At 66.9% G+C, this 25,579-nt stretch carries 24 protein-coding genes; 7 read left to right on the plus strand and 17 right to left on the minus strand.

Features of this window, described 5'->3' with window-relative positions; genetic code table 11:
• Nucleotides 1-328: ATP-binding protein (locus tag VF329_10610; protein ID HEX7081455.1), on the plus strand; the 328-nt coding region annotated here is incomplete at its 5' end.
• Between the two features lie 93 nt (nucleotides 329-421).
• Here VF329_10610 and VF329_10615 read toward each other — a convergent pair.
• The gene (locus VF329_10615) at nucleotides 422-679 is read right to left on the minus strand and encodes a hypothetical protein (GenBank protein ID HEX7081456.1); all 258 of its coding nucleotides are present in this window, start codon (nucleotides 677-679) and stop codon (nucleotides 422-424) included.
• Between the two features lie 168 nt (nucleotides 680-847).
• Between VF329_10615 and VF329_10620 the strand changes: the two genes are divergently transcribed.
• The 3 genes from VF329_10620 (at nucleotide 848) to VF329_10630 (ending at nucleotide 5,008) form a co-directional block, all read left to right on the plus strand.
• Nucleotides 848-3,025 carry an ATP-binding protein gene (locus tag VF329_10620; GenBank protein HEX7081457.1) on the plus strand — a complete coding sequence of 726 codons (2,178 nt, stop codon included), beginning with the start codon at nucleotides 848-850 and terminating at the stop codon, nucleotides 3,023-3,025.
• Between the two features lie 20 nt (nucleotides 3,026-3,045).
• The gene (locus VF329_10625) at nucleotides 3,046-4,155 is read left to right on the plus strand and encodes an ATP-binding protein (protein ID HEX7081458.1); all 1,110 of its coding nucleotides are present in this window, start codon (nucleotides 3,046-3,048) and stop codon (nucleotides 4,153-4,155) included.
• Nucleotides 4,156-4,297: 142 nt separating this feature from the next.
• The gene (locus VF329_10630) at nucleotides 4,298-5,008 is read left to right on the plus strand and encodes an outer membrane beta-barrel protein (protein ID HEX7081459.1); all 711 of its coding nucleotides are present in this window, start codon (nucleotides 4,298-4,300) and stop codon (nucleotides 5,006-5,008) included.
• A gap of 17 nt (nucleotides 5,009-5,025) precedes the next feature.
• On the opposite strand, the gene VF329_10635 is transcribed toward VF329_10630, so the two are convergent.
• The 3 genes from VF329_10635 to VF329_10645 form a co-directional block, all read right to left on the minus strand.
• Nucleotides 5,026-5,625: a DUF305 domain-containing protein gene (locus VF329_10635; protein HEX7081460.1), complete on the minus strand. Its 600-nt coding sequence runs from the start codon at nucleotides 5,623-5,625 to the stop codon at nucleotides 5,026-5,028.
• A gap of 23 nt (nucleotides 5,626-5,648) precedes the next feature.
• Nucleotides 5,649-7,622 (minus strand): hypothetical protein, encoded by a 1,974-nt coding sequence (locus VF329_10640; GenBank protein ID HEX7081461.1) that lies wholly within the window; start codon nucleotides 7,620-7,622, stop codon nucleotides 5,649-5,651.
• Nucleotides 7,623-7,778: 156 nt separating this feature from the next.
• A complete protein-coding gene (locus VF329_10645) occupies nucleotides 7,779-8,024 on the minus strand; it encodes a hypothetical protein (protein ID HEX7081462.1) in 246 nt (81 codons plus the stop codon).
• 104 nt (nucleotides 8,025-8,128) lie between these two features.
• On the opposite strand from VF329_10645, the gene VF329_10650 reads away from it, so the two are divergent.
• Nucleotides 8,129-9,304: a cytochrome P450 gene (locus tag VF329_10650; protein ID HEX7081463.1), complete on the plus strand. Its 1,176-nt coding sequence runs from the start codon at nucleotides 8,129-8,131 to the stop codon at nucleotides 9,302-9,304.
• Nucleotides 9,305-9,346: 42 nt separating this feature from the next.
• On the opposite strand, the gene VF329_10655 is transcribed toward VF329_10650, so the two are convergent.
• The gene (locus VF329_10655; protein HEX7081464.1) at nucleotides 9,347-9,994 is read right to left on the minus strand and encodes a DUF6151 family protein; all 648 of its coding nucleotides are present in this window, start codon (nucleotides 9,992-9,994) and stop codon (nucleotides 9,347-9,349) included.
• A gap of 117 nt (nucleotides 9,995-10,111) precedes the next feature.
• On the opposite strand from VF329_10655, the gene VF329_10660 reads away from it, so the two are divergent.
• Nucleotides 10,112-11,269, plus strand: coding sequence for a cobalamin-independent methionine synthase II family protein (locus tag VF329_10660; protein ID HEX7081465.1), 1,158 nt, complete (start codon nucleotides 10,112-10,114; stop codon nucleotides 11,267-11,269).
• Nucleotides 11,270-11,342: 73 nt separating this feature from the next.
• Here the strand turns inward: VF329_10660 and VF329_10665 are convergent, their stop codons facing one another.
• Nucleotides 11,343-12,482, minus strand: a complete 1,140-nt coding sequence (locus VF329_10665; GenBank protein ID HEX7081466.1) for a Fic family protein — start codon at nucleotides 12,480-12,482, stop codon at nucleotides 11,343-11,345.
• 561 nt (nucleotides 12,483-13,043) lie between these two features.
• Here VF329_10665 and VF329_10670 point away from each other — a divergent pair.
• Nucleotides 13,044-13,757, plus strand: a complete 714-nt coding sequence (locus VF329_10670; GenBank protein HEX7081467.1) for a class I SAM-dependent methyltransferase — start codon at nucleotides 13,044-13,046, stop codon at nucleotides 13,755-13,757.
• Nucleotides 13,758-13,858: 101 nt separating this feature from the next.
• Here the strand turns inward: VF329_10670 and VF329_10675 are convergent, their stop codons facing one another.
• From VF329_10675 to VF329_10725, 11 genes are all read right to left on the minus strand, one after another.
• Nucleotides 13,859-15,583 (minus strand): DUF885 domain-containing protein, encoded by a 1,725-nt coding sequence (locus VF329_10675; protein ID HEX7081468.1) that lies wholly within the window; start codon nucleotides 15,581-15,583, stop codon nucleotides 13,859-13,861.
• Nucleotides 15,584-15,611: 28 nt separating this feature from the next.
• Nucleotides 15,612-16,337, minus strand: coding sequence for an SDR family NAD(P)-dependent oxidoreductase (locus VF329_10680; protein HEX7081469.1), 726 nt, complete (start codon nucleotides 16,335-16,337; stop codon nucleotides 15,612-15,614).
• A 95-nt stretch (nucleotides 16,338-16,432) separates the two neighbouring features.
• Nucleotides 16,433-17,011 (minus strand): outer membrane beta-barrel protein, encoded by a 579-nt coding sequence (locus VF329_10685; GenBank protein ID HEX7081470.1) that lies wholly within the window; start codon nucleotides 17,009-17,011, stop codon nucleotides 16,433-16,435.
• Between the two features lie 246 nt (nucleotides 17,012-17,257).
• Nucleotides 17,258-19,807: an alpha-glucan family phosphorylase gene (glgP, locus tag VF329_10690; protein HEX7081471.1), complete on the minus strand. Its 2,550-nt coding sequence runs from the start codon at nucleotides 19,805-19,807 to the stop codon at nucleotides 17,258-17,260.
• A gap of 76 nt (nucleotides 19,808-19,883) precedes the next feature.
• Nucleotides 19,884-20,135 carry a hypothetical protein gene (locus VF329_10695; GenBank protein ID HEX7081472.1) on the minus strand — a complete coding sequence of 84 codons (252 nt, stop codon included), beginning with the start codon at nucleotides 20,133-20,135 and terminating at the stop codon, nucleotides 19,884-19,886.
• 82 nt (nucleotides 20,136-20,217) lie between these two features.
• Nucleotides 20,218-20,586 carry a hypothetical protein gene (locus VF329_10700; protein ID HEX7081473.1) on the minus strand — a complete coding sequence of 123 codons (369 nt, stop codon included), beginning with the start codon at nucleotides 20,584-20,586 and terminating at the stop codon, nucleotides 20,218-20,220.
• Between the two features lie 190 nt (nucleotides 20,587-20,776).
• Entirely contained in the window at nucleotides 20,777-21,616 is an 840-nt protein-coding gene (locus VF329_10705) for a CBS domain-containing protein (GenBank protein ID HEX7081474.1), read from the minus strand.
• Nucleotides 21,617-21,768: 152 nt separating this feature from the next.
• A complete protein-coding gene (locus VF329_10710; GenBank protein ID HEX7081475.1) occupies nucleotides 21,769-22,212 on the minus strand; it encodes a group III truncated hemoglobin in 444 nt (147 codons plus the stop codon).
• Nucleotides 22,213-22,385: 173 nt separating this feature from the next.
• Complete coding sequence (locus tag VF329_10715) at nucleotides 22,386-23,855, minus strand: AMP nucleosidase (GenBank protein ID HEX7081476.1); 1,470 nt, start codon at nucleotides 23,853-23,855, stop codon at nucleotides 22,386-22,388.
• 214 nt (nucleotides 23,856-24,069) lie between these two features.
• Nucleotides 24,070-24,861, minus strand: a complete 792-nt coding sequence (locus VF329_10720; GenBank protein HEX7081477.1) for a ZIP family metal transporter — start codon at nucleotides 24,859-24,861, stop codon at nucleotides 24,070-24,072.
• Nucleotides 24,862-25,086: 225 nt separating this feature from the next.
• On the minus strand, nucleotides 25,087-25,419 hold the full coding sequence (locus VF329_10725) for a PadR family transcriptional regulator (protein ID HEX7081478.1): 333 nt from the start codon (nucleotides 25,417-25,419) through the stop codon (nucleotides 25,087-25,089).
• Nucleotides 25,420-25,579 lie beyond the last annotated feature (160 nt).

Below are 25,579 nucleotides of genomic sequence, written 5' to 3' on the forward strand. Positions count from 1 at the left end.
GGTCCTGTTGAACCTGATTCTGAATGCCTGTGAAGCGATGAGCCTGGTCCCGTGCGAGCGTCGCGTCCTGAGCATTCGCACGGAGCTGCGGCCCGACGGTGCGGTTCAAGTCTCCGTGAGCGATACGGGCCCGGGCCTTACGCAGGAAGCGCTCGAAAGCATGTTCGAGCCGTTTTACACCTCCAAGGAACAAGGCATCGGACTCGGGCTCGCGATCTGCCGCACGGTGATTGCGAGGCACCAGGGTGAAATTTGGGGTGAATGCAACGCGGAGTGCGGAGCGACATTCTCGTTCCGCCTCCCGGCAGCGCAGACGCCGCGGCACTGATCGAGCACCGCGACCCTGTGCCGAGCGCGGCTTCTCGGCCAAATATTTCGCAGGCTGGCGGTTCAACCGGTTCATCGGTGTGCGCTTGGATTACTACGTTTCGGCGATTCCGACACCGTGCTTAACGAGCTGCCGCTTGCGGCCGAAACGGAAGGGATTGCGCTCAGCATCATCGGCACGTTGCCGCTCGGCCCGGTGGAGCTGTTCGCACGAGCCGGGATCGTCTATTTCGATCTCGAGCTGAACCTCGACATCGAGAACCTCATAGACGAAAGCGGCAATGACCCCGTGTACTCTGCGGCCGCCGGCGGAAGCGAACGTGCGACGAGAATCCTCGATTGCAGGGGGCACGGGTCTAGCACATCGCTCCAACGAATGGTATTGGACCTTGGCCTTATCTCGTGCTCGGCGCGTTCGCTTTTGCGATGTGCGATCCTTAGATCGTCCGGCAGCGGCAACGGATTCGACGGCACCCACCACGGCGGGATGGATAGCGAAACCCGGAGGTTCGAGGAATCCGTGCTCGCGAATGTGGCGCTTCGCAACCTGATGGGCCAGGCGAGCGCCGGCTCGCTGGAGACCGTATACCGAACGGCCCTTCGTTGCGTGCAGGAAGCACTCGACGTCCGGCGCGCCTCGTTGCTGGTGCTGGACGCGGGCGGCGCGATGCGCTTCGTCGCCTGGTCCGACCTGAGCGAGGCGTATCGGCGGACCGTGGACGGTCACTCCCCTTGGCGGCCCGACGAGACCGCCGCCGCTCCGCTGCTCGTGCCCGACGTCGAAAGGGACGATTCGCTTGCCCGGTACCTGCCGGTGTTCCGGGCCGAGGCCATCCGGGCACTCGCGTTCGTGCCGCTGCAGTTCGGACCGAGGCTGCTCGGAAAATTCATGCTCTATTACCGCGAGCCGCACCGGTTCTCCGCCGGCGAGGTGGAGGTCGCGCAGCAGATCGCCGACCACGTCGCATTTGCATTGGAGCATCACCGGATCGCGGTAGCCCTCGAGGCCAAGCTCGCGGCCGAGCGAGAGCTCCGGCAGCGCGCGGAGAGCGAGGCTGCGCAGCGCCGAGCCCACGAGAGCCGGCTTCATCTCGCGCTCGCGGCGGGGCACATGGGCGCCTGGGACTGGGACCTCCGGACGAACGAAGTGGATTGGACGCCGGAGCTCGAGGCGATTCACGGCCTCGGGCGGGGCCAGTTCGAGCGCACGTTGGAGGGCGCCATTCGCCGTGTGCACCCGGCCGACGCCGCATACGTCGAGGCGGCCGTCAAGGCGGCCATCGCCACGCCCGGCGCCGTGTGCGAGGTCGAATATCGGATCCGCCGAACCGACGGAGCGATCCGATGGATCGTGTCGTCCGGTCGGGTGCTCGGCGACGCGGACGGCACGCCGAGCCGCATGGTCGGCGTCTGCCGCGACGTGACGCAGCGGAAACGCGCGGACGAAGCGAACGCTCTGCTCGCGGACGTGAGCCGCGTTCTCGCGACGACGCTCGATCCGGACGAGGGACTCGAGCAGCTCGCTGTGCGCGTGGTCCCGAATTTCGCCGATTACTGCATCACTTACGCAGTCGATGACAAGCGGTCGATCCGGACGCTCGGGGCCGCTCACTGCAATCCGAAGCAGAGTGCGTTGGTCGAGTCGTTCGCGCGTGATGTCCCGGTGAGCATCGAGGATCGGACCGGCCCCGGCGCGGCGATTCGACGCGGCCAACCCGAGCTCGCGATGCGAGTGGTGCCTGACCGGACATCGGCCGCGACCGTGCGGGACCCCAACGACGGGCGCACGCTCGAGCCCCGGTCGCTCATGATCGTGCCGCTGAACGCACGCGGACGCTCACTCGGTGCGGTCATGTTCGCCGCAACGGACGATTCCGGCCGACTATTCGGCGAGGAAGACCTCGCGAATGCGGTGGAGCTCGCGAACAGGGCGGCACTCCTGCTCGACAATGCGCGGCTCTATGCAGCGGCGCAGTCCGCCGTCCGCGAGCGCGACGATATGATCGCCATGGTCTCCCACGATCTCCGCGGCCCGATCCAGTCGATCTCCGCGGCGGCGGCGGCATTGCGGTCGGCGCCCCGGAGCGACGACGACGTCGACAGCATCGAGAGCATCGCGCTCGCAAGCACCACGATGCGGCGGCTGGTCGAGGACTTGCTCACGATCTCACGCATCGAGGCGGGACGGCTGCCTCTCGACAAGAAGCCGGTGCAAGTCACGGAGCTGGCGGACGAAGTGTTCCGGCTTTTTCAGCCCCAAGCGCAAAGCCGAGCCGTGCGTCTCCAGCGCCGCATTGTCATCGGCTTGCCGGCGGTCCTCGTCGATCGACACCGGATGCTGCAGGTGCTGTCGAATCTGCTTGGTAACGCGCTGAAATTCGTCCCCGCGGGCGGAGTGATTACGCTCGGCGCCGCGCTGCAGGACGGTCTGATCCGCATCTCCGTTACGGATACCGGAGTCGGAATCGCCCCGGATTTGCTCGAGCGTGTTTTCGATCGGTTCTGCGGGACCGATCCCCAGGCGGGGGGCGGCGCGGGGCTTGGTTTGGCTGTCGCCAAGGGCATCGTCGAAGCACATGGCGGCCGGATCGGTGTGGAGAGCCGCCGCGGCGTCGGCACGACTTTCCATTTCACGCTGGAGCCTCGCGAGGCCCACCAGCGGCGCGTGGGAAATTGGGGGCGACGCGTGGGGCCATGAGGCGGCCGGCGGAGGCGGTTGTGCTTGAGGCAGAGCGATTCAAGACGGACTTGCTGGCCGCCCTCGGGCACGAGCTGCGCAACCCGCTCACACCCCTTTTCGCAGGAGTCGCGCTCATTCGCGAGGCGAACGGGGATCGCGAAACGATCGAGCAGCACTGCACGCTCATGGAACGTCAGCTGCGGCAGCTGTCGTGCTTGGTCGACGACTTGTTGAATGCGCACGGCCTCGACGCACGCACGCTGCGGCTCCAGAGGAGCAGAATCCCGCTCGCTCCCGTGGTGCGAACGGCGATCGAGGAGCACCGCGCGCTCATCGCCCGATCGGGACACGCGCTTTCGGCGACCCTGCCGGCGACTCCGACGTTCATCGACGGGGACCCTTTACGGCTCGGTCAAGCGATCGGTCACTTGTTGCGCAACGCGGTAAAGTACACGCCGCACGGCGGCCGGATCGAGCTTTCGGTGGAGCGCGGCGCCGACCTCGCGTGCTTGTCGTTGCGGGACACGGGAATCGGCATTCCGGCGGACCGGCTCGAGACGATATTCGAGACGTTCGACGGGCTCGACCGCTCGCTCGAATCCGGCGACAGGGGCCTCGGCCTCGGTCTGGCGCTGGTGAAGGCCGTCGTGGAGCTGCACGGTGGAACCGTGCAAGCGGTGAGCGATGGTCCGGGCAGGGGCAGCGAGTTCAGGATGCTGCTGCCGCTCGTTCGCGAGGAGACGGCCGCGGCACCGCGGCGCGCGAGCGCCGCGCTGGGCGGGACGAAGCGCCGCGTTCTGCTGGTGGACGACAATCCGGACGTGGCGCGTTCCCTGTCGAGACTCATCCGCATACTCGGACACGACATCCGGGTCGCGTATGACGGCAGCGAGGCGCTCCGTGTCGCGGACCAGTTTCGTCCCGAGGTGGTCGTGATGGATATCGGGCTGCCGCGTTTGAACGGGTACGACGCGGCTCGAGCACTGCGGGCGCGGTACGGTCGCGCGGTGACGCTCGTTGCCCTGACCGGCTTCGAAGGCGACATGCACTTGGGCCGTTCCCGGGAGGCCGGCTTCGACCGGCACCTTACGAAGCCGATCGAAGCTTACGAGCTCGAAGCCCTGCTCGGCAGGGTCGTCCCTGAATAGCTTCGGCGGCGGGGTATCGTCCGCGGACGTGCTGCTATCGAGCCAGTCTGCTCGCGCCGGTTGAGACCCCGTTCCGAAGGTCTCATAGCGGCGCGAGGGCTCTGCGGTTAGTTTCGATGCACGTCATCTACGCGGAGCCACCATGCCAAACGTCACGTGGGGCACAGCATCGGCACTGGTTGCAACGGCCCTCGGCGCACTGGGTGCGACGAGCGCCGCCGCTCAAGAGCCCGAGCGCGAATTCATCTCCTTCGTCTGGGGAGCCGGCGTCGACGGCCGCCAAGGGATCGGCGGCCGCACGATCGACGTGGACGCGGACTGGGACGATCTGATCGACTTCGTGGACGTCGGCGCCTCATTTCGCTATCGCGCCACGAACGACGGGCTCGGTTGGTTCATGGAGGGCAACTACACCCGGCTCGACAGCAGCACGGACACCCCGACGAACGCAAGCGCCGAGCTGACGCTGCAGCTCGGCGAGCTCGGCTTCAGCAAGTCGCTGCGGGACGGGCTCGCCGTGTACGCGGGCCTGCGGGCGCAGTCGCTCGATCTGGAGATTCGAGCGGAGCCGGGCTTTATCGGGGGCGACGATTCGAGCTGGGTGGACGGAATCGTCGGGTTGCGTTGGAGCACGCAACGGCCGGGCCCGTGGACCGCGTGGGTGCGAGGCGACATCGGCGCCGGCGAGTCGGATCGCGTTTGGCTTGGGGAGATCGGCGGCGGTTACCGGTTCGGCGGCGCCTGGAGCGCCTACCTCGGCTACCGAGTGCTCTCCACGGACTACGAAGACGACGATTTTCTCTACGATGTCGAGCAGAGCGGCCTCGCCTTCGGATTCGGCTTCGTATTCTGACTCACGCCGAATGCACCTCAGTCACCGAGCCAGGCCCGCATCTTCGCGATCTCCGCGCGCTGCACCTCGAGAATGTCCTCGACCAGCACGTCGATGCGGTAGGGCCGCCGGCCGCTCTCGAGCTGCCGCTGCTGCTGCGCCTCGGCCATGTCGATCGCGCCCTGGTGGTGGTAGATCATCCCTTCGAGCCACAGCCGCTCGAACTCGGCGCCGCTCGCCGCGGCCAACGCTTCCATCTGCGCGCTCGAGAGCATGCCGGCCATCGGCGGGTCGCCGTGCAGCGTGTGGCTCGGGATCGCGAGGCCGCGCTCCTCGGCGAGATCGAGCAGCGACTGCATGACCGCGATCTCGGCCGCCTGGGCCCGTTCGATGTAGCCCGCGAAACGAACGAAGTCGTCGCGCTCCGCGCGCGACGGCACGAGCGCGGACATCTCGAGCGCCTGCTCGTGATGCACGATCATGTGGCTCAGGAACATCAAATCCTGCTCGTCGTAGAGCGGCCGGGCGGCGCCGTCGTTCGACTGCGCGGCCGCTGTATCGACGAAACCCGCTGTGGCGACGAAACCGATAGTGAGCATCGAGACGACGATCGGGATCGGCAGCCGTCGGCATCGCATCGTGCGTCTCCTCGTCCGGCCGGTCAGTGCGGGCTCGTGCGGTTCGACGAATACGTGCCTTCCTGAGGCACCTCGTCCGCGCGCGGGCCGGTGTACTTCAGTACGTGCAGCCCGGTGTGGTTGTCCCCGATGTAGATCAAGCCGTCGTGGATGTCGGGGTACGTCATCACGTCGCCCCACGGGATCGGCCGCGCGTGGCCGACCTCGCGCGGATTGAACGGGTTCGAGATGTCGATGGCGCGCACGCCGTGCCCGAGCCAGTTCACGAAGACGAGATTCTCGAGCACGGTGGGATTGTGTGCGTGCATCATCGGGCGGATCGTCGCGCCGGGCGGCACCGGCTGCGCAATGCAGTTCTCGACGAGGCTGTCGGACATCGCGTGAGCGCCCACCATCATCGGATTGATCTCCGACTCGACGCTCACGATTCTCATGCCGCGCTCCGGGCACGGTCCGAACGGCCACTCCTCGGTGATCACGACGTACGCCGGGCGGCCCTCGGTGTTGCGGCCCGAGAGAGAAGGCCGGTTCGGCACCGGAACCGCGCTGTGCACGCCGACGGCCGCGACGAACGGCGGCGCGAAATCGAAGCGGGAGCGCTCCTCGAGCCGAACGTAGCGCACGAGCTTCTCCACGTCGGAAAGATCGGACTCGAGCATCGCGAGCACGCCGGGATCGCTGTTCAACACCGGATGCACGCAGTCGTCGGCGACCTCGGGTAGCTTGTGGACGTCGATCAGCCCGCCGACTTCGCCGTCGACCCAGACGTTCGTGGACCGCTGATTGCAGACCGTGCCCGACGCAAGCTCGGCGTTCGTGTGGTTTGCAATCATCTCGGTGTTCAGCACATACATGCCGGCGGTCCCGCCGGCCGCGTAGAAGCGCTCACCGTCGTTCGAAAGGCTTCCCGAGTGCAAGTCGTTGCCTTGGGTGCGCTGCGACGCGCCGGGGCGGCCCCACTGATCCGTCAGGTGGCTGTAGTCCGGGAAGCGGCCGTCGGAGTAGAGACCGGTGTCGTCGGGGACCTCGTCGCGGACCGGGCCGCCGATGTCCTCCAGCGTGAACGCGGCGAGAAACACCGGCTCCTCGAGCACCTCACCGGTGTTCTCGTCCGTGATGGCCGTGAAGATCAGGTCCTCGTTCTGCGAGCCGTAGGTCTGAGAGGCGACGACGAAGCGGTTCGGGTTGTCGGGGTCGTGCCAGAGATAGAACTCGTGCGCGAGCACGCCTTCGGCGACGGCGCCGTCGTCGAGCGGCAGGCAAGTCTCCGGATCGATCGTGTAGGTGATCACGTCGCCGCCCGTCCCGGTGGCCGCCGCACGGACCATCAGCATCCGCTCGACACCGTCGCTCGACGTGTAGTTGTACGCGCGAAGCTCTCGGTCGCGGACCGCGACGCGGCCGTTGTCGACCGTCAGCTGCGGCATCGTGCCGACCTCGACGGGGGGATCCTTCTCGGGGTCCGGCTGGATCTTGAAGATCTTCACCTCGCGGGTGACTCCGGGGCCGGTGGTGTTCGTGGAGTTGCTGCGGCCCCAGAACAGGCAGTCGCCCGCGATGCCGAGGCCGGTGGAGCCCCAGCCGGTCGGGAAGCCGTCGAGGTCGCCGCCGCTCCAGGCGCCGGTCTCCGGGTCCTGCTCGGAGGGCGCGGTCGGGATCCAGTGCACCCACTCGAAGTTGCGGAAGAGCCCGAGCTCCTTCGCCGCGGCGAACGCACCGGCGTGCGCGTCCTCCGGCGACGACGTGGGGTCGAGATTCCCGGAGGCATCCATCCGGCCGCCGGGCAGCAATGCGAACGGGATGTCGAACGTGTCGAACGTCTCCGGCACGCAATCGACGGGAGCGTCGAGCGCCGGGTCCGTGCAGCGGTCTTCCCATTCGGCCTCGGCGGCGTCTCTTGCCGGCTCGCCGTCCCCGGCACGCTGGGCGAATGCGGCGGCGGCGATCAGTCCGCCGGCCAGAATCGGGACCCACGTCGGCGTCGACTTCAGCGCCACTTTCTTCTCCTCGGATGTGGGCCGCGTGCGCCCGCGCACAGGACGTCGCAGCGCGGCTGCGGCGAGCGTTCGTGCTCGAAGAAATCCGAGTTTACAAGCTCCCGTTCGCGCCGCAAGGCGAATGCAGCGGCGGCACCCCTCGCCGATGGCAGCGACTCAGGCAAGGAAGGCCGCCGCGACCAGCGCGACGAACGACAGGCACGTCAGCGCGCGAGCGCAAAAGGCGATCAACGCCCGATGCGCCGCCTCCGACAGGAGCATCAATGAGCCGTCGATCCCTTCCGCCCACGTGAGGATCTTCTCCGGCCAGAGTCGAAACGCCGTCGCGGTCAAGAACGACAGAAAGGAGATTCCGAGCAATGCGATGACGGCATCCGCATTGGATGCGCCGACATGGATCATGAGCTTCAGCCCCCCGTAGAACGGAACGGGGGCGTATATACCACAATCGACAGACCTCGTATTGTCGCGGGCCGGCGACTTGCTCTACTGTGGCGGGCATGGCGATGACAATTCCGTCCGTCGACATCGACATGTTCGGCGCCGACTCGGTCCGCAACGCCCGGGCCGTCGACGACGAGATCAGGGAGCTCGCGCCGGTCGTGCACCTCGCGCGCGAGGACATCATGGTGCTCGGCCGGTTCGAGCACGTCTCGAACGGGCTCGCCGATTGGCAGTCGTTCTCGAGCCGGTCGCGGCCCTGGCACGACCCGAAGTCGGTTCGCCCGGAAATCCTCCTGACCGACGATCCGCCGCGCCACACGGAGGTGCGACTCGTGATCGGCAAGGTGCTCTCGCCGAAGGCGTTGAGCCGGGCGGCCGCGGCGTTTCGTGCGGAGGCGGATGCGGTCGTGGACCGCGCGCTCGCGAGCGGCGGCGAGGCGATCGACGCCGTGCAGGCTTTGAGCCGGCCGTTCGTCTACAAGGTGCTGCCCGACATCCTCGGGCTGCCCGAATGGGGGCGCGAGCACATGGAGGCGTTCGGCCATATGGTCTGGGCGACGATGGGGCCGCAGAACGCGCTGTTCGAGGAGGCGATGGCGGGCAGTGAGCCGGTCCTCGCATGGGTCGACGACTGCTGCAACCGAGAGAATCTCGACCCGGAGGGGCTCGGCATGCAGATGTTCTACGCGGCCGATCGCGGAGAAATCACGCAGGACGAGGCGAAGCTGCTCGTGCAGATTCTCCTTTCGGCCGCGGCCGACACCACCGTCATGACGTTGGGCACGGCGATGCGCGCCTTTTGCGAGTTTCCGGAGGAGTATCGGCGCTTGCGCGAGCAGCCGTCGATGATCCGTGCCGCGTTCGACGAAAGCCTTCGTTGGGACTCACCGTCGCGCCTGGCCGGGCGTATCACCGCGCGTGACGTGGAGATCGACGGCTACGTGATCCCGGAGGGCACGCGCTGCGGTCTGCTCTTCGCGGCCGCGAATCGCGACCCGCGCAGGTGGGAGGAGCCCGACCGCTTCGACATCGGCCGCAATCTGAGAGGCCACGTCGGGTGGGGGTACGGCGTGCACATGTGCGTAGGCCGCACGCTCGCGCAGCTCGAGGCCGATGCGATGCTCGGCGCGCTCGTCGAGAAGGTCGAGCGGTTCGAGGCCGCAGGCGAGCCCGAGCCCTGGATGACGACCATCGGCCACGGGCCCGCGAAGCTGCCGGTCCGCCTCCATCCCGCGTGATCAGGAAAAAAGGTGTCAGACACGATTTTCTCGGAAAAGGTGTCAGACACCTTTTAGAGCGTCGCGGACGCGCTCGACGCGGCGCCGCTCCTCGTCCGTCAGCACGTACGGAGCGGCCACGGGCGCGCCGCTTCGCGCGTCGAAAAACGGCGAGCGCTTGTGATCGCCTCGAAGCCGCGCGCCGATCAGCATGCGCGCCGCGCGCGCCATCAGCCCCAGCGGCGCCCGGGCATGGACGTCGAGCGCCGAGACGTCTCCTTTCGCGAAACGGCCGAAGACCCGGGCGCGGATCGGGCCGAGGACCGCTTCCCGCCGAGCCGCGTCCGCCGCCACGCACGACTGAATCAGTCCGACGAACGGCAGCCGTCCGGTGGACAGGGTGTTGCCGATCGGCGTGCGGCAGCAGCTCGTGTACCAGCGAAAAAGCCCCTTCGTCGTCAGCCGCATGCAGGCGAGCCGGTTGGCGCCGGCCGAGATCTCGACGCGTGCGGGAGAGGTTTGGAAAACCTCCGTTCCGCCGTGAGCGTCCAGGATCTCGTCGGCGCGCTCGAGAAAGTGCGCGAAGGATTGGCAGTCGTCGCAGTAGCACACTGCACGAGTGCCTCGCTCGGGCGAGACTCCGCGCAGCACGCCGCGGACGGCGCCGCAAGCGCATTGGATCGGAAGATCGGCGGGCGCCGTCGCAGCCACGTCCAAGTTATAGTCCTCACGGCTGCGGCCGGCAACGTTTTGCGAAGCGCGAGTTGATGCGGGCGAGTGCGATGCGTCGCCCGCCGCATCGGCTCGACCCGCTAGAATGGAGGTGCCGTGAAAAGGAGCATCGATCGGATTCTCACGACGCACGCCGGCCGGCTCGAGGGGCCGCCGGAGTTTGGCAAGGTCGCCGGCAGCATCCGCGAGCGTCGGCCGCCGGACCCCGCCGAGGTCGAGCCTCATCTCCAAGGCGCCATCGTTTACGTGCTGCGTAAGCAAGCCGAGGCCGGCATCGACGTGGTCAGCAACGGGGAGCTGAGCCGTCTCGGCTACTGGGTGTTCAACTATGGCCGGCGCCTGAGCGGGTTGACGAGCCGCGAAGTCAGAGAAGGCGAGCCCGCCTGGATGGCTCACCGTACGGGCGAGCGCCTGGAGTTCGCCGAGTTCTACGGCGAGCTCGGCTGGGTCGGGTCGCCGGAGCGGATCGTCTGCACCGGTCCGATCCGCTACGTCGGCCACGACGAGATCCCGAAAGACATTCAGTTCTTCCAGGCGGCGCTGGCCGAGGCGAACGTCGCGGTCGAGGAGGCGTTCATGTGCGCGCTCGCGCCGGCCTGGCTCGAGCACTTCTTCCATAACGAATACTACGAAAAGGAGGAAGACTTTCTATTCGCTCTCGCGGATGCGATGCGCCACGAGTACCGGGCGATCGTCGACGCGGGCTTCGTGCTGCAGATCGACGATCCGGCGCTGCCCGATACTTACGACATGATCGTGCCGGCGCCGCCGATTGAGGAGTATCGCCGCTTCGCGGCGCTCCGCATCGAGGCGCTGAACCATGCGCTCGAGGGCATTCCTCCGGACCGCGTTCGCTATCACATCTGCTGGGGGAGCTGGCACGGGCCGCACACGCACGATCTCCCGCTGCGGCACGTCGTCGACCTGATGTTGCGCGTGAACGCCGGCGCGTACTCCGTCGAAGCCGCGAACCCGCGTCACGAGCACGAGTGGAAGGTGTGGAAGGACACGAAGCTTCCGGAAGGCAAGATTCTGATTCCCGGCGTGATCAGCCATGCGACGAACGTCGTCGAGCACCCGGAGCTCGTCGCCGATCGGATCGTCCGTTACGCGGGCCTCGTCGGCCGTGAGAACGTCATCGCCGGCACCGACTGCGGTCTCGGCTTCCGGGTTCATCCGCAGATCGCGTGGGCCAAGCTCCGAGCGCTCGCCGAGGGGGCCGCGCTCGCGAGCCGTGAGCTCTGGCGGCGTTGAAAAAGGAGGTGTCCGAAAAAAGGTGTCTGACACCATTTCGTTGAAAAAGGTGTCTGACACCTTTTTTCGGGGGTCAGGTCTGGTAGCGGCTTTCCGTCTCCACGCCCGCGTAGTAGACCCAGACGTTTTCGTCGCCCTTCAGCAGCTCCACGTACTTCGGGTGGATGAACAGCGATTCGCGGCCGGATTTGATCTCCGTCAGGATGCCGAGCTCGGCGAGCTGTTTCAGATAGACCGACGCCGTCTGGCGCTTCGCGAGCCCTGCGTCGACGACGTGACCGATGCGGCAGTACGGCTGCCGGAACAAGAGCTCCACGAGCTCCCAAGTGTAGATCTTCGGGAGCTTGCGCTGGATGTACTGCGCCGTGTGACGCATCAGCTCCCGTATCGCCTTGATCTTGTCGGTGGTCCACAGGCAAGTGTTCTCGACGCAATCGAGCATGTAGAGGATCCACGGCGCCCACGCTCCATTCATCGTGACCTCGAGCAGCAAGCGGTAATAGTCCGCCTTGTTCCTGATGATGTAGCGGCTCATGTACAGGATCGGGCTGCTCAACAGGTCCTGCTGCACGAGGTAGAGAATGTTCAGCACGCGGCCCGTTCTCCCGTTGCCGTCCGCGAACGGATGGATCGCCTCGAACTGGTAATGCTGGATCGCGAGTCGAATCAACGGATCGAGATCGCTCTGCGCGTTGATGAACTGCTCCCAGTTCGCGAGCTTCGCGCGGATCACGGCCAGGCCCTCGGGCGGCGTGTACACGACCTGACCCGTCGTGTTGTTCTTCAGCCTCGTGCCCGGGTTCGATCGGATATCGATCTTCTCGCCCTTGATCGTTCGGCACACCTCGATGGCCGTATCGATCGAAAGCCTTTTCGACCGAGCCTTGCGCGCCCCTTCGAAAAGCGCCCTCCGGTAGCGCAGCGCCTCCTTCGTCGCGGCATCCGCGCGATGGTCCGGCAGGTCCGCATACTCGAGCAGCTTGTCGGCCGTGGTCACGATGTTCTCGATCTCGGAGCTGGCCTGCGCCTCGAGGAGCGGCAACGCATTGGCGAGGACCGTCGCGTTCGGAATGAGCTCCGCGGCCTGCTTGAGGCCGGCGAGCGCGACCCGTGCGGTGATGCACTTCCTCAGAATCGGCGCGGTCTCGACGTCTTGCGTCGGCGGGGGCAGATCCGGCAGATGGTTGTGGGGGACGACGGGGTCGAAGGCCATCCGGAGCCCTCTTGGTCTATGAAAATTAGAGATGAATCAACTCATTGAGGCTTCGCGGCTCCGATCCGACGCGGATCGCGTCGATTGGATCGACACGTTCCCTGGATATGTCGACAAAAGCGGATTTTATCGACATTTCCGCGGAACACGTCGATCGGATCGACAAGCTCGAGGCATATGTCGAAAAAGGACGATTTTATCGACATATCCGCACGACGTGTCGATCGGATCGACGGTTACGCTGGATATGTCGAGAAACCGCACACGTTTCGACCGATCCGAGTTTAGGCCGGCGGGACGGCGCGGTTCAGCGAACCAGTACCGAACCCTGATCGATCGCGGCCGCCACGCCGCGAATGCCCGTCCGACACCTTCTCCCGCAGGCGTTGCGACGCGCCGAGCAGCGCGAGGAGGGCGAGCACGTCGAGCGGTGCGCCGGCTTCCCCCCCGCCACCGTCACTCTCGCCGACGCAGGTGGTGAACACCAGCTGCTGAAGATTTGCGAGAGCTGGTACGTTACATAAGCCGGTACGGCTGCACGAGCCGCACGAGAATAGCGTTATGATCGATCACTCGCGCATATACCGGTCCCGATCGCCGCTGCATTGGCACCACAGGCGCCGGCTGCGTTCCGTGCTCGAGCTGATCGACGGCCTCTCGTTCGGCTCGCCTCCCATCGCCTACGCCGACGTCGGATGCAGCAACGGCTACGTCACGTGCCGGATCGTGGAGCGTCTGCCCGCCGCGGAAGCGGCCGGCTTCGACTATTCCGAGGAGCTCTTGGCGGAAGCGCGCAGGCATCATCCCGCTATCCGATTCTATCGAGTCGACCTCAACAAGACGGTCGAATGGCCGCGGCGCTACGACTTCGTCTCCTGCCTGGAAACGCTCGAGCACGTGGGCGACCTCGAGCGTGCCGTGCGAAATCTCGCGGCCGCCCTCGCGCCGGGAGGTACGCTGTTGATCTCGGTGCCGATCGAGATCGGGGCATGGGGAACGTTGAAGTTCCTCGCCAAGCGGAGCTTGGGATACGGCCTCCAGGAGTTGCCGGGCCCTCCGTCGAGCCTCCAATACTTGCGAAAGCTGCTCGTCGGGAGACCCATATCGGTTCTCAGAGACGCCCGCAAGAACTGGAGCACTCATTTCGGTTTCGACTATCGAGACGTCGAAGCGAAGCTCGAGGAGTGCGGGCTCGGCATCGCTCGCGCGGAAACGAGGGCGGGGAACAGGATCATCCTGGCCGGGCGTCGCGAGGACGGCAGTGCGGCCCGATGACGTCGCTCGGACGGGCCGGCGGGACGGCGCGGTTCAACGAACACGCACCGAGCCGTGATCGATTGCGGCGCCGCGTCGCGGCGGAAGCGTCCCCGAGGCCGTCAGAGGCCCATCAGGGCCTTCACGTACTTGGCCGGCGGCGAGCCGAACGACAGCAGCTCGTCGTGAAACGCGCGCCAATCCGTGATCGGCCCGTGCTCGGCTTCGTAGGCCTCCCGAATGTCGACGATCTCGCTGTATCCGACGAAGTAGGTCGAAAGCTGCGTGGACGCGAGCGCCGCCCGGCGCCACTTGCCCGCCGCTTCGCCTTCCTCCTGAAAGCCTTCGTTCATCATCAGATCCATCGCCTCCTCCTCGGTCATGTCGCCGGCATGGATCTTCTGATCGAGTATCGCGTTGATGATCGCCCGGGCCTTCATCTTGAGCTGCTGCATCTTGACCTCGGGGCCGCCGTAGCCATGCTCGACCATCAGCTGCTCGGCATAAAGCGCCCAGCCTTCGACGAACGATCCGCTCGAGAAGATCGCGCGCACCCTCGTCGGGGCGTCGAATTCGTTCGAGTGGGCGATCTGAAGATAATGACCCGGCATGGCCTCGTGGAACGTGAGGTCCTTCAGCATGTAGTCGTTGTATTCACGGTAGAACGATTCCGTGCGCTCCGGGGTCCAGTCCATCGGGGTGGGCGCGATTGCGAAGAACGTCTCGCCGTTCTCCTCGAGAGGGCCGGGCGAATCGCAATACGCGATCGCTACGCCGCGCTGAAACTCCGGCATCACGATGATCTCGACCGGCTCGTCGGGAAGGCTCACGAGCTCGTGCTCGCCGACGAAGCGGGTGATCTCCGCAAGATCGGTGCGCGCCTGGTCGACGATCGTGTCGTCGGTCGGGCGGTCTTTCGCGAGCTCGTCGAGCACGCTCTTGATCACGAGCTTGCGGTCCTCGAGCTGCTCCGGCCGAGCATCCGGAAAGTACTTGCGATAGAGCGGCAGCGCCGTCTCGTACATCGCCGCCTTGGTCTCGGCGAGGCTTTGCTCGGCGCGCTCGAGGATGGCCTCCATCGAGAGATCCGAATGCAGCGTATGCGCGAGCTTCGCCCGAAACTTCTCCTCTCCCAGACGGAAATCGCCGTTGGACCGCGGCAGCAGCTCGGACTCGAGCCACTCGCCATAGGCTTCGAGGGCTTCCACCGCGGCCTGCTGCACCGGCTCGATCTCGCGCGCGAGCTCGGGCGCCTGCTCGAGAAAGCGGCCGAGCTCGTCGCGGACGAGAGAAATCGTGCCTTCGTTTTGCAGCATGGCCGTCTCGGTGTGAATGCGCGGCGGGCTCTTGAGGTTCGTCTTGGCCGCTTCGATCGCGGCCGGGAACGCCTCGAGGCGCGCCTTCACGCTCCGCAATCGCTCTTCGAGAGGCGCGAAATCCCGCGCCAGAAGCGAGTAGATCGAGCCGCCGAGGTTGTACTGGAGCGGATTCCACTCGTACTCCCGCAGGACTTCCAGCGCAAAAATCGAGGCGTCGATCGTCGCTTTCAGGATCTCGTAGTCGACGGCGTTCGTCTCGTCGAGCCTCGAAGGGTCGATCTCGGCGAGCCGCTCCTGAAACTTCCGCTCACGGGCGAGGTTGGCGCGGACACCTTCGACACTGTAGTCGTTGAGCCGGTCGTCGTAGCGATGATCGCCGAGCGCCGTGGCGAGCTCCGGGTTCATCGCCAAGAGCTCCTCGACGTACTCGTCGGCCAGCGACTCGAAGAGCGCGTCTTGCGCGTTCGCGCCGTCCCACGCGAACACGGCGCCGACGACGCACACCCACAGCATCGTGGTATTCCGCATGCGTTCCTCCCTTTTCAGGAGCGGAGATTCAGAATTTCTCCGACCAAGGCCTGAGATCGAGCTCGTGAGTCCACGCGCTCCGCGGCTGCACGTGCAGCCGATAATAAGTCTCGGCGATGGCTTCCGGGGCGAGCATGGCGTCCGGGCCGCGCTCGTCGGCGAGCGCGCGATAGCGTTCCGAGCGGATCTGCCCGTCGATGATCACATGGGCCACGTGAATGTTTTTCGGCCCGAGCTCGCGCGCCATGGACTGAGCCAGTGCCCGGAGGCCGAACTTCGGCACGGCGAGGTTCGCGAATCTCGCGCTCCCGCGAAGCGAAGCCGTGGCCCCGGTGAAGATGATCGTGCCGGATCCGTGCCGCGTCATCAGGCGCGCGGCCGCTTGGCCCACGAGAAACCCGCCGAAGCAGCCGACGCGCCAACAGCGCTCGAGCTCTTCCGGCGTGATGTCGAGGATGCCGGCGGGAACGAACGCGCCGGCGTTGTAGACGACGACGGCCGGCGCCCGGCCGTCGCGATCGAACGAGGAAAAGAGCGCCGCGACGTCGGCGGGGCTCGTCGTGTCGCAGGCCCGCGCTTCGAAGCGCTCCGGCGGCGCGACGTTGCGGTCGCTCCGTGCGATCAGCGCCTCGAGCTTGCCTCGGTCGCGTGCCGCGACGATCGTGTGCAGGCCGGCCTGCGCGAACCGCTGCGCCACGGCCCACCCGAGGCCGGGGCCCACTCCGACGACGATCGCGGCCTGCTCCGACACGATTCACCCATTCTGAAAGGGCGGCCGGCGGTGAGCAAGCTCGTAGCGTTCGCGATCGTCGGGGAGTGGACCGTGTAGGCGGACTCGGCGGCGCCGCTTCAGTTGCCGAACTCTGCGCGCAGCCCCAGGCTCCAGCCGGTATCGTCGTCGTTGATGCTGAGGCCGAGGCCCGCGGCGACGCTGTCCGTGAAGTAGTAGCGGCCGCCGAGCGTCAGGAAGGTGTCCGAGTCGTCGAGGTCGATGTGGCGAATGCCCGCCTGCACTTCGATCGCCTCGTGGACCCGGCTGCGCAGTCCCACGCCGAGACCGAGGCCGTCGTCGTCGACGTCGGGCAAGATCGGCCGATCCACCTCGGCATGCACCCAGCCGAGGTCGGCGACCAGGTCGAGCTCCGGCTTCAACGTCCAATGCATGCCGGCTCCGAGCCCGTAGCTGGTCGCGTCGACGCCCGCGTCGTAGTCGAAGGAGTCGTACCCGGCGAACACGAACACCGAATCCGTGATCGACAAGGAGCCGTCGAGTCCGAGGCCGTCGCCGTCGACGTCCAGAGGCCCGGCGTCGATCTCGGAATTCAGATATCCGACCTCGACGAACGTGTAATCGAGCTGTTGCGCCTCTTGCGCCGCGCAGGCCAATGGCAGAAGCGCTCCAGCGAACAACAGGCTCTGTTTTCTCATGTCGATTGCTCCGTTTGCACAAACATTTCGCGATGACGCGGCCGAGTCCGCAAGCGTCCGATTCGGCGTCGGAGAGGCCCGGGTCCGGACGGCCGGCGCGACTGTAGCGAAAGAGCCCCCGGTTCGCTACCCGTCCTGAAAACTCTGGGAAAAAAACCCGAATCTGCCCCGGCAGGGCCTGTCGCTCTATTGCAACAGGCAGGGCGAGAGCCGCCGTCGGAACGCGGCAGCGCGCCGGAGAGGACCTCACCTCGACCAGAGAATTTGCGCCGCCTCGAGCGGCACCGCCGCGCCCTCGTGCCGGGGCACGATGCGCGGGGTGTAATCCTCGGCGGGCCGGTCCGCCGGCGCGGAACCCTCGTAGACGAAACCGCCGGCCGAGCCGAAAAGCTCGCGGGCGCGCAGCATCTCGAGCCGAAACGGAGCGGCACCGTCGCGGCCGTCTGCATAAAGCTCTACGCAGACCGCATCGGGCGGGACTTCGTCGAGATAGACATGCACCTCGAAGGTATGCCTTCGGTCCCCGGTTTCGATTCTGGTCTCGCCGAATCTCACCGCCGGCCACTTCCGCTCGAGCCAGCGTTGCCACTCGACGAGCCGCGCGCCGGCCGCACCGCGATCCGCGTCCCGGCGCCGATAAGCCGCGGCCGCCGGCAAGTAGTGCTTCTCCGTGTATTCGCGCACGGCGCGGTTGGTCGAGAACTCCGGCGTCAGCCGCGCCATGCTTTCTCGCATCCGGGTGACCCAGGCCCTTGGAACACCGCTCGCATCGCGTGTGTAGAACTCCGGCACGACTTGCGTCTCGAGAAGGTCGTAGAGCGCCTCGGCTTCGGTCGCGTCCCAAACGGGGTCGTCGCCGTGCTCGCGGCCGTCGCCGAGCGCCCAGCCGACCTCGGGCGTATAGGCCTCGGCCCACCAGCCGTCGAGCACCGAGAGATTCAGCCCGCCATTCACGAGCACCTTCATGCCGCTCGTGCCGCAAGCTTCCCACGGCCGGCGCGGCGTGTTGATCCACACGTCGACGCCTTGCACGAGGTGCTCGGTCAGCAGCATGTCGTAGTCGCTCAAAAAGACCGCGTGCGCCCTCGCGTCCGGCCGGCTTCGGATGAAGTCGATCCACTGGCGAATCAGCGCTTGCCCGGCGGCATCGGCCGGATGCGCCTTGCCCGCGACGATGATCTGCACGGGACGCTGCGGGTTCGTCAGGATCCTGAGCAGCCGGTCGGGATCGTGCAGCAGCAGGTTCGGGCGCTTGTACTCGGCGAAGCGGCGCGCGAAGCCGAGCGTCAGCGTGTTCGGGTCGAAGAGATGCTTTGCGCGCTCGATTTCATGTGCCGGCGCGCCGGCCGCGGTGAGCTGCCGCGCCAAGCGCTCACGCGCATAGTCGATGAGCGCGCGCGTGCCGTCGAGGCGCAGCTGCCAGAGACGCTCGTCGCTGACGCAGCGGATGTCGCGCTCGATGGTCTCGAACGCGCCGATCCAGCGTGCTTTGCCGCACGCGGTCGTCCAGAGCTCGTCGGCCGCCGCGGAATCCCATGTGGGCATGTGCACGCCGTTCGTCACGTGCCCGACGGGCACCTCGTGCCGGGGCCAGCGCGGAAACAGCGGCTGAAATAGCCGCCGGCTCACCTCGCGGTGCAGCCGGCTCACGGCGTTCACGGCGCCGCTGCCGCGAATCGCGAGGAACGCCATGTTGAAGTCCTCGCCCGCGTCGCTCGGATCGCGGCGGCCGAGCGCGAGGAGCTCTTCGACCGAGATGCCGAGCTCCTCGGTCGCGTAGCGGCCGAGGTACTGCTCGACGAGCGGCGGGGGGAAGCGGTCGAAACCGGCCGGGACGGCGGTGTGCGTCGTGAAGAGATTGCCGGCGCGCGTCGCGGCGAGCGCCGCGTGGAAGGATTGTCCCGTCGCCTGCATGAAGGTGCGCGCGCGCTCGAGCACCGCGAGCGCCGCGTGCCCTTCGTTCAAATGACAAACCTCGGGATCGATGCCGAGCGCCGTCAGCAGCCGCCAGCCGCCGATGCCGAGCACGATCTCCTGCTGAAGCCGCAGCTCCGGCCCGCCGCCGTAGAGCTCGCTCGTGACGCCGCGGCGCGTCGCGAAGTTCGCGGCGTCGTTGCTGTCGAGCAGGTAGAGCTTGACTCGGCCGACCTGCACCTGCCAGGCGCGGAGCCGCTGCGCGTAGCCGGGGAGATCGACTTTGAGCCGAAGCCATTCGCCGTCCGGCGTCCGGAGCGGCGTAATCGGCAGCTGGCCCGGGTCGTTGTACGGATAAAGCGCCTGTTGCGCACCGTGCTGGTCGATGACCTGCCGAAAGTAGCCTTGACTGTAGAGCAGGCCAACCGCGACGACAGGCACGCCGAGATCGCTCGCGGCCTTGAGCTGGTCGCCCGCGACATTGCCGAGGCCGCCCGAATAAATCGGCAGCGCTTCGCTCAACATGTATTCCATGCTGAAGTAAGCGACGGCCGTCAGCGCCGCGTCCGGGTGCGTGCGCTGGAACCACGCCGGCGCCTCGACGAGGCCGCGGTGCCGTTGCACGAGCTCGTCGACGCGCTCCCGGAATGCCGGATCCGCGAGCACGGCTGCGATTTTCTCGCGGGAGGCGGTTTGCAGCACGCCCCACGGATTGTGCGTGAGATCCCAGAGCTCGGGATCGAGCTGCTCCCAGATCCGGTCCGTCGCATGGTCCCAGGACCAGCGAAGGTCGAGCGCGAGCTCGGCGATCGCATCGAAGCCCTCGACCTCGGGCGCGCGCAGGCTGTACGAGAGGCGGGAGGGCGCGGTGTCTTCGACCATGCTCTAGTGGATACTAGCGCTGGGCGCTTTCTTGACAAGACGGAGCGCTACCCGCGGAGTCAGCGCCCGAAGATCGTCATCGCAGCGGCAACGGCTCGATCCGTCCGGAAAGCACGCCCAATGCGAGGAACACGCACCAGAGCCCGAAGGCGCAGTAAAGGGTGTACGCCGTCCAATATCCGACCGGGCTCTCGTCCATGCGCAATTCCAGCCGCCCCTTGAAGCCATTCCTCCCGAACGGCAGCCATCCCTTGGTCAGCGATCGATAGACCACGCCCAGCATCCCATAGCCGACGACGAGCAGCAGCACGCCTTGAAAGAGCGCCATCAGAGGTCACCTTCGCCGTCGATGCCGGCGCGCCGCGTCTCCGCGAGCTTTACGGTGGCCCCACGTTGCGATTCGAAGCGGCTCATCTCCTGGTTCCTCCGGCCGCCCGGGCCACGAAAACGCCGGCCGCGGAGCCGACGACGATCGGCGGCAACCAGATGGCTGTCCAGTACACGCCGGCGATCGGCCAGATATTGGACGCGCGCAGGATGGCTGCGATACACACGCCGACGAACACGCCGCCCGCCAAAACCAGTCCGCTGCTCCAGGGCTTGACGGACGGCCGCAATGCCAGCAGGAACGCGGCCGGCAGAAGCACCAGCCACTTGGAAGCGCTCAACATCCCGGGCGGCATTGCATCAGGGGCATGCATCATCAGGAAGACGAACGCGAAGGCCGCTCCGAAGAGCCCGGCGGCGCGCTTTGGCGTGAACGTCACCGAGCTTTCCATGGATCGAATCGTGCTGTAGCGCCGGGAGGTGCAACGACGGTACCGAGTTCAGCAGCACGCCGGAGCGACGCGAATCACAGTATGGCGGCGTTCGTGATCGGCGTTGGCGGCTTGACCGTCGAACCTGAACGTGCGTCGACTCCCTCGATGCGTTTCGCCGGGTACGACCGTCAAACGCTCGCCGATCACCTCATGCGTGAGCGGCCGGCGCAGAAGCCGGAAACACCTCGCGAAGCTCCGGCGGCAGCTGCCCTCTCACATCCTCCATCTGCCCCGGGCTGATCCATTGCGCGAGCGTTGCCGCGACGGCGGCAAGCAGCTGCCCGGCGCGCCCCCGGTCCAGGTCGAGCCGGGCGGCGAGCTCGCTCTCGATGGATTCTCGAGTGACCGACTTGTCCGGCCCGGGAGGCAGCCTGCGGAGCGGCGCCTGAAGCAGCGACGGCAACTGTGCGATCAGGTGCTCGGCCTCCGCCTCGTTCAGCCGCCGGACCAGCGACGCGAGCACGACCTCGAGGGCGCCGCGCGCTTGCTCCGCGGACTCGAGGTCCGCCTCCTCGCGCACCTTGTTCACCAATCGCCCGAGCGTCCCCTCGGCGCGCGCGAGCCTGCGCCGCCGAGAAGGCAAACGATCGGACTGCGCCGGGCCGCCTTCTCCGATCTGCGCCTGAACGACCGCGGCGAGCTCCTCGAGCGGCGCGCCTTCGTCGATGAGCAGGTCGTCGAGCGTCACCATGCCGACGACGCGTTCCTCCTCGACGAGCGGGATGCGCCTCACGTTGCGCGTCTGCATGAGCCGGATCGCATCCGCCTGACTATCGGCGGGAGTGAGCGTGAGCGGATCCGGCGTCATGACCTCGTCGATCGTCGTCGTCTTCGGATCGAGCGCGCGGCCGAGCGCGCGCACTGCAAGATCGCGATCGGTCACGATGCCAACGACGCGCCCTTTGTGCTGCACGACGACGGCGCCGATGCGGTTCTGCTCGATTGCCCGCGCCGCCTCGAGCACCGAGCTGTTCGGTTTCAGTACCACCAGGCGTGGCCGCCTGTACCAATGCAGAGCCATCTCGCGAGTCCTCCTGCCGGCCGCCGGCATTCACGGAGGCATTTTGCAAAGTGCATGCCATTGCCTTCGTTGCGTGAGATGCGCGAACCGGCCTGTGAGACCGGTAACCGCCGAGGAGCTCAGGCCCGGTGGTAGCGCTGCCCCTTTCGGAGGATGTGACCGTTATAGCTCGCGATGCCGAGCTCGAGACTCTGCGCGATGCGCTTCGCCCGGACCACGAAGTGCTCGGCGGCCGCAGGCGGGCAGACCTCGTTCGCGGTCTCCTCGAAAAGAGACAGCCAGCGGTCGAAATGGCGCGAGTCGACCGGTAGCGGCGCATGTACCTGCATCGGACTGCCCTGATAAGCGCCGGCTCCGAGGGCGACCGACGACCAGAACAGGCACATGCGCTCGAGATGCTTGTCCCAGTCGCCGATGCGGGCGTCGAAGATCGGACCGAGAAGCTCGTCCCGACGCACCTTGGCATAGAAGGCGTGCACGAGCCGCTCGATCATCGGCCCGTCTATGCCGGTGCGAACCATCATGTCCGCAACCAATTCGCTGCGCCGCTCGGAAATGGGCATGTCGTCCTCGAAGCCGTCGGGGCCGCCACTTTAACGCGTTACGGCGGGCTCATCGTCCCCGGAACGGTTCGGAAACTACGCATTTCCGGACGGTTATGAGGCGGTCCGCGGTCCCTGCGAACGGAAGAAGGCTACCCATCCTTCGCAGTCGACGGGTGCGGCTGTCCGCGACCCTACCGAAACGCGACCTCTGCGAAGCTGCGCAGCTTCCTCGAGTGGAGCCGCTCGCGCGCCTGCGCACGGAGCCGCTCGATGGCGTCGAGCCCGATGTCGAGGTGCTGGCCGATGCGCTGCCGATAGAACTCGCTTGCCATGCCCGCGAGCTTGATCTCGCCGTGCATCGGTTTGTCCGATACGCAGAGCAGCGTACCGTACGGCACGCGGAAACGGTATCCGTTCGCGGCGATCGTCGCCGATTCCATGTCGAGCGCGACGGCGCGCGACTGCGAGAGCTGGCGAATTCTCGTCTCGTTGTCGCCGATCTCCCAGTTGCGGTTGTCCACGCTGCACACTGTGCCCGTCCGCATCACGCGCTTCAGCTCGAAGCCCGAGAGTCTCGTCACGGACGCGACGGCCTGCTCGAGCGCGATCTGCATCTCCGCGAGCGCGGGGACCGGCACCCAGAGCGGCAGCTCCTCGTCGAGAACGTGATCCTCGCGGACGTATCCATGCGCAAGCACGTAATCGCCGACCTTTTGCGAGTTTCGCAGGCCCGCGCAATGGCCGAGCATGAGCCAAGCATGCGGGCGCATCACGGCGACGTGATCCGTGATGTTGCGCGCGTTCGACGGTCCGGTGCCGATATTGATCATCGTGATCCCGTCGTGCCCGGCTTTGACCAGATGGAACGCCGGCATGTGCGGCATTCGGTCGGGCGGCGCGCCGGCTACCGGCTTGTTGCGGCCGGCGGGCGTGATGACGTTGCCGGGCTCGACGAAACTCTGCCACTCGCCGTCGTTCGCGGCCGCGCGCTCGCGGCAGATTCTCGCGAACGCATCCACGTAGAACTGGTAGTTCGTGAAGATCACAAAATTCTGGAAGTGCTCAGGGTCCGTGCCGGTGTAGTGATGGAGGCGGTGCAGCGAATAGTCGACGCGCGCCGCGCGAAAGAGCGCGAGCGGCGCGGGCTCGCCCGGCGCGCGGCGCAGCGTGCCGTTCACGATGGCATCGTCCATTGCGCCGAGGTCCGGCGTGTCGAATACGTCGCGCAGCAGCCGGCGCGGCGTCCCCGGGCCGGCCTCGGCGGAGATGTTCACGTCGCGCCGATAAGCGAAGTGAATCGGAATCGGGTCGGATGATTCGCCGACCTCGACCGGCGTCCCATGATTCTCGATCAGCAGGCCGATCTGCTCGGTGTAGTAGTCGCGGAACAGATCCGGCCGCGTCACGCTCGTCTCGTGCACGCCCGGCCCCGCGACGAAGCCGTACGACAGCCGGGAATCGAGCCGAGCGTACGTCGTGGTCGTGATCCGCACGAACGGGTAGGCGGCGCGAATACGGCCCTCCGGATCGTCGCCGCTCGCGTAGGCCTCGAACCGAGCCCGCAGAAACGCGGTGTTGCGCTCGTAGATCTCCTCGAGCCGCGCGACCGCGGCGGCCGCGTCGTCGAAGCGCTCCGTCGGGATCGGAGGCGGCGCGAGAATGCGCGTTTCGTCCACGGCGTTAGGTTCCCCCGAGGACCGACGCGCGCGCAAGCGCGTGTCCCGCAAATATCTATGCATGGTGCTTGCCGGGACCGCCGTGAATACGTCCATGTAGGCTCGCTCGCGGGCGTCCCTGCCCGCGAGCGTCCCGCCAAGCACCATGCATAGATATTTGCGGGACGCCACACTGGGAGCGCGCGATCGACGGCGAGCCTCAGACGATCGATGCGTCGAGCACCATCATGAGGGCGAAGCCCGCGAGGACGGCGAACGTGGCGCGTGTCTCGCTGCCTTCGCGGTGCGTCTCGGGGATGATCTCGCCGCTCACGACGTAGAGCATCGCGCCAGCCGCGAACGCGAGCGCCCACGGCAACAGCGGCGCGGCCAGCGTCACCGCGAGCACGCCGATCAGCCCGGCGAGCGGCTCGATAAGCCCCGTGCCGAGCGCGATCGCGAACGCGGTGCTCCGCGAGTAGCCGAGGGAGCCCAAAGCGGCGGCGACAGCGAACCCTTCGGGCAGGTTCTGCAGGCCGATGCCGGTGGCGAGCGAGACGCCGCGAAGCGGCTCGTCTCCTCCGAATCCCACACCCACGGCGAGCCCTTCGGGGAAGTTGTGCAATGCGATCGCGAACACGAACAGCCAGAGGCGGCTCACGCGCTCCATCGGCGGCCCGTCGTGCCCCTTGACGAAGTGCTCGTGGGGCACGAAGCGATGCAGCCGCGACAGCGCGAGGCCGCCCAAGAGGGTGCCCGCCGCGACGAGAAGGGCGCCGGGCAAGCCCGCGCCGACCCGGGCCGCGGCGGCCTCGAGGCCCGGCACGATGAGCGAGAACGCCGTGGCGCCGAGCATCACACCGGCCGCGAACCCCAGCATGAGCGTATAGGCACGCTGGGACAGCCCGCTCCCGGCGAACAGCACGGGGAGGGCACCCACGCCGGTTCCGAGGCCGGCGATAAGGCTGCCGAGGAGGCCCAGCACCACGGGCGAGGCCGCGTCGATATTCAATCGTGCACTTTCCGAAAGGGTGCCCGATCACTAGCGTAACGCGCGGCCGGATTTTGGCGCGCGGTCCGAGAAGATGCGCGGCCGCGAGCGCCAGGAGCACGCCCGCGACGATGCTGGCTGCGGTCAATGCTCGTCCTCCGCGTCGCGGCGGATTTGGGCCGACGAGCGCCAGGGAAGCGGAAGCGGCGCGGGAATCCTCGCAGACGTTCCGCGGCCGCACCGCGCTCAAGAGGACTCGAGCACGGCCGAGACCGCCCGCGCGTAGCGCTTCCAGGTCGACGACTCCTCGGTCAGGTGCCGCCTCCCTTTGCGGGTGATCTCGTAGTACTTCGCGCGCCGATTGTTGTCCGAGAGGCCCCACTCGCTCGCGACGAGCCCGCGCCGCTCGAGCCGATGCAGCGCCTGGTACAAGGCCGCGTCGTCGAGACCGAGCTCGCCGCCGCTCCGTTCGCGGATCCAGGCGGAGACGCCGTAGCCATGCTGCGGGCCGCGGGTCAGGGTACGCAGGATGAGCAGGTCGACGGTGCCTTGGATCAGCTTGAGCCGATCCTGCGCCATGTGGTCTCCTGCATTACCCCTAAAAAGATAAGGGGAAATGTAATGTCGCTCGGAGCGTCCGTCAAGGCAGGCGCGACGGGCGCGCCGCGCGCGGGGCCTCGGTGATGCGAAGTGAGGACCTCGATCAGTCTCACGTTCGCGAGCGCGGCCCGCCGCCGAA

The sequence above is a fragment of the Gammaproteobacteria bacterium genome (assembly GCA_036381015.1).
In the GTDB taxonomy this organism is placed as follows: Bacteria; Pseudomonadota; Gammaproteobacteria; order Steroidobacterales; family Rariloculaceae; genus ZC4RG20.

Bases quoted from the DNA above. Each gene is read 5' to 3' on its own strand.
- VF329_10630 (HEX7081459.1), top strand. From the start codon at position 4,298: ATGCCAAACGTCACGTGGGGCACAGCATCGGCACTGGTTGCAACGGCC.
- VF329_10635 (HEX7081460.1), bottom strand. From the start codon at position 5,625: ATGCGATGCCGACGGCTGCCGATCCCGATCGTCGTCTCGATGCTCACT.
- VF329_10645 (HEX7081462.1), bottom strand. From the start codon at position 8,024: ATGATCCATGTCGGCGCATCCAATGCGGATGCCGTCATCGCATTGCTC.
- VF329_10650 (HEX7081463.1), top strand. From the start codon at position 8,129: ATGACAATTCCGTCCGTCGACATCGACATGTTCGGCGCCGACTCGGTC.
- VF329_10665 (HEX7081466.1), bottom strand. From the start codon at position 12,482: ATGGCCTTCGACCCCGTCGTCCCCCACAACCATCTGCCGGATCTGCCC.
- VF329_10670 (HEX7081467.1), top strand. From the start codon at position 13,044: ATGATCGATCACTCGCGCATATACCGGTCCCGATCGCCGCTGCATTGG.
- VF329_10675 (HEX7081468.1), bottom strand. From the start codon at position 15,583: ATGCGGAATACCACGATGCTGTGGGTGTGCGTCGTCGGCGCCGTGTTC.
- VF329_10685 (HEX7081470.1), bottom strand. From the start codon at position 17,011: ATGAGAAAACAGAGCCTGTTGTTCGCTGGAGCGCTTCTGCCATTGGCC.
- glgP (HEX7081471.1), bottom strand. From the start codon at position 19,807: ATGGTCGAAGACACCGCGCCCTCCCGCCTCTCGTACAGCCTGCGCGCG.
- VF329_10695 (HEX7081472.1), bottom strand. From the start codon at position 20,135: ATGGCGCTCTTTCAAGGCGTGCTGCTGCTCGTCGTCGGCTATGGGATG.
- VF329_10700 (HEX7081473.1), bottom strand. From the start codon at position 20,586: ATGGAAAGCTCGGTGACGTTCACGCCAAAGCGCGCCGCCGGGCTCTTC.
- VF329_10710 (HEX7081475.1), bottom strand. From the start codon at position 22,212: ATGCCCATTTCCGAGCGGCGCAGCGAATTGGTTGCGGACATGATGGTT.
- VF329_10725 (HEX7081478.1), bottom strand. From the start codon at position 25,419: ATGGCGCAGGATCGGCTCAAGCTGATCCAAGGCACCGTCGACCTGCTC.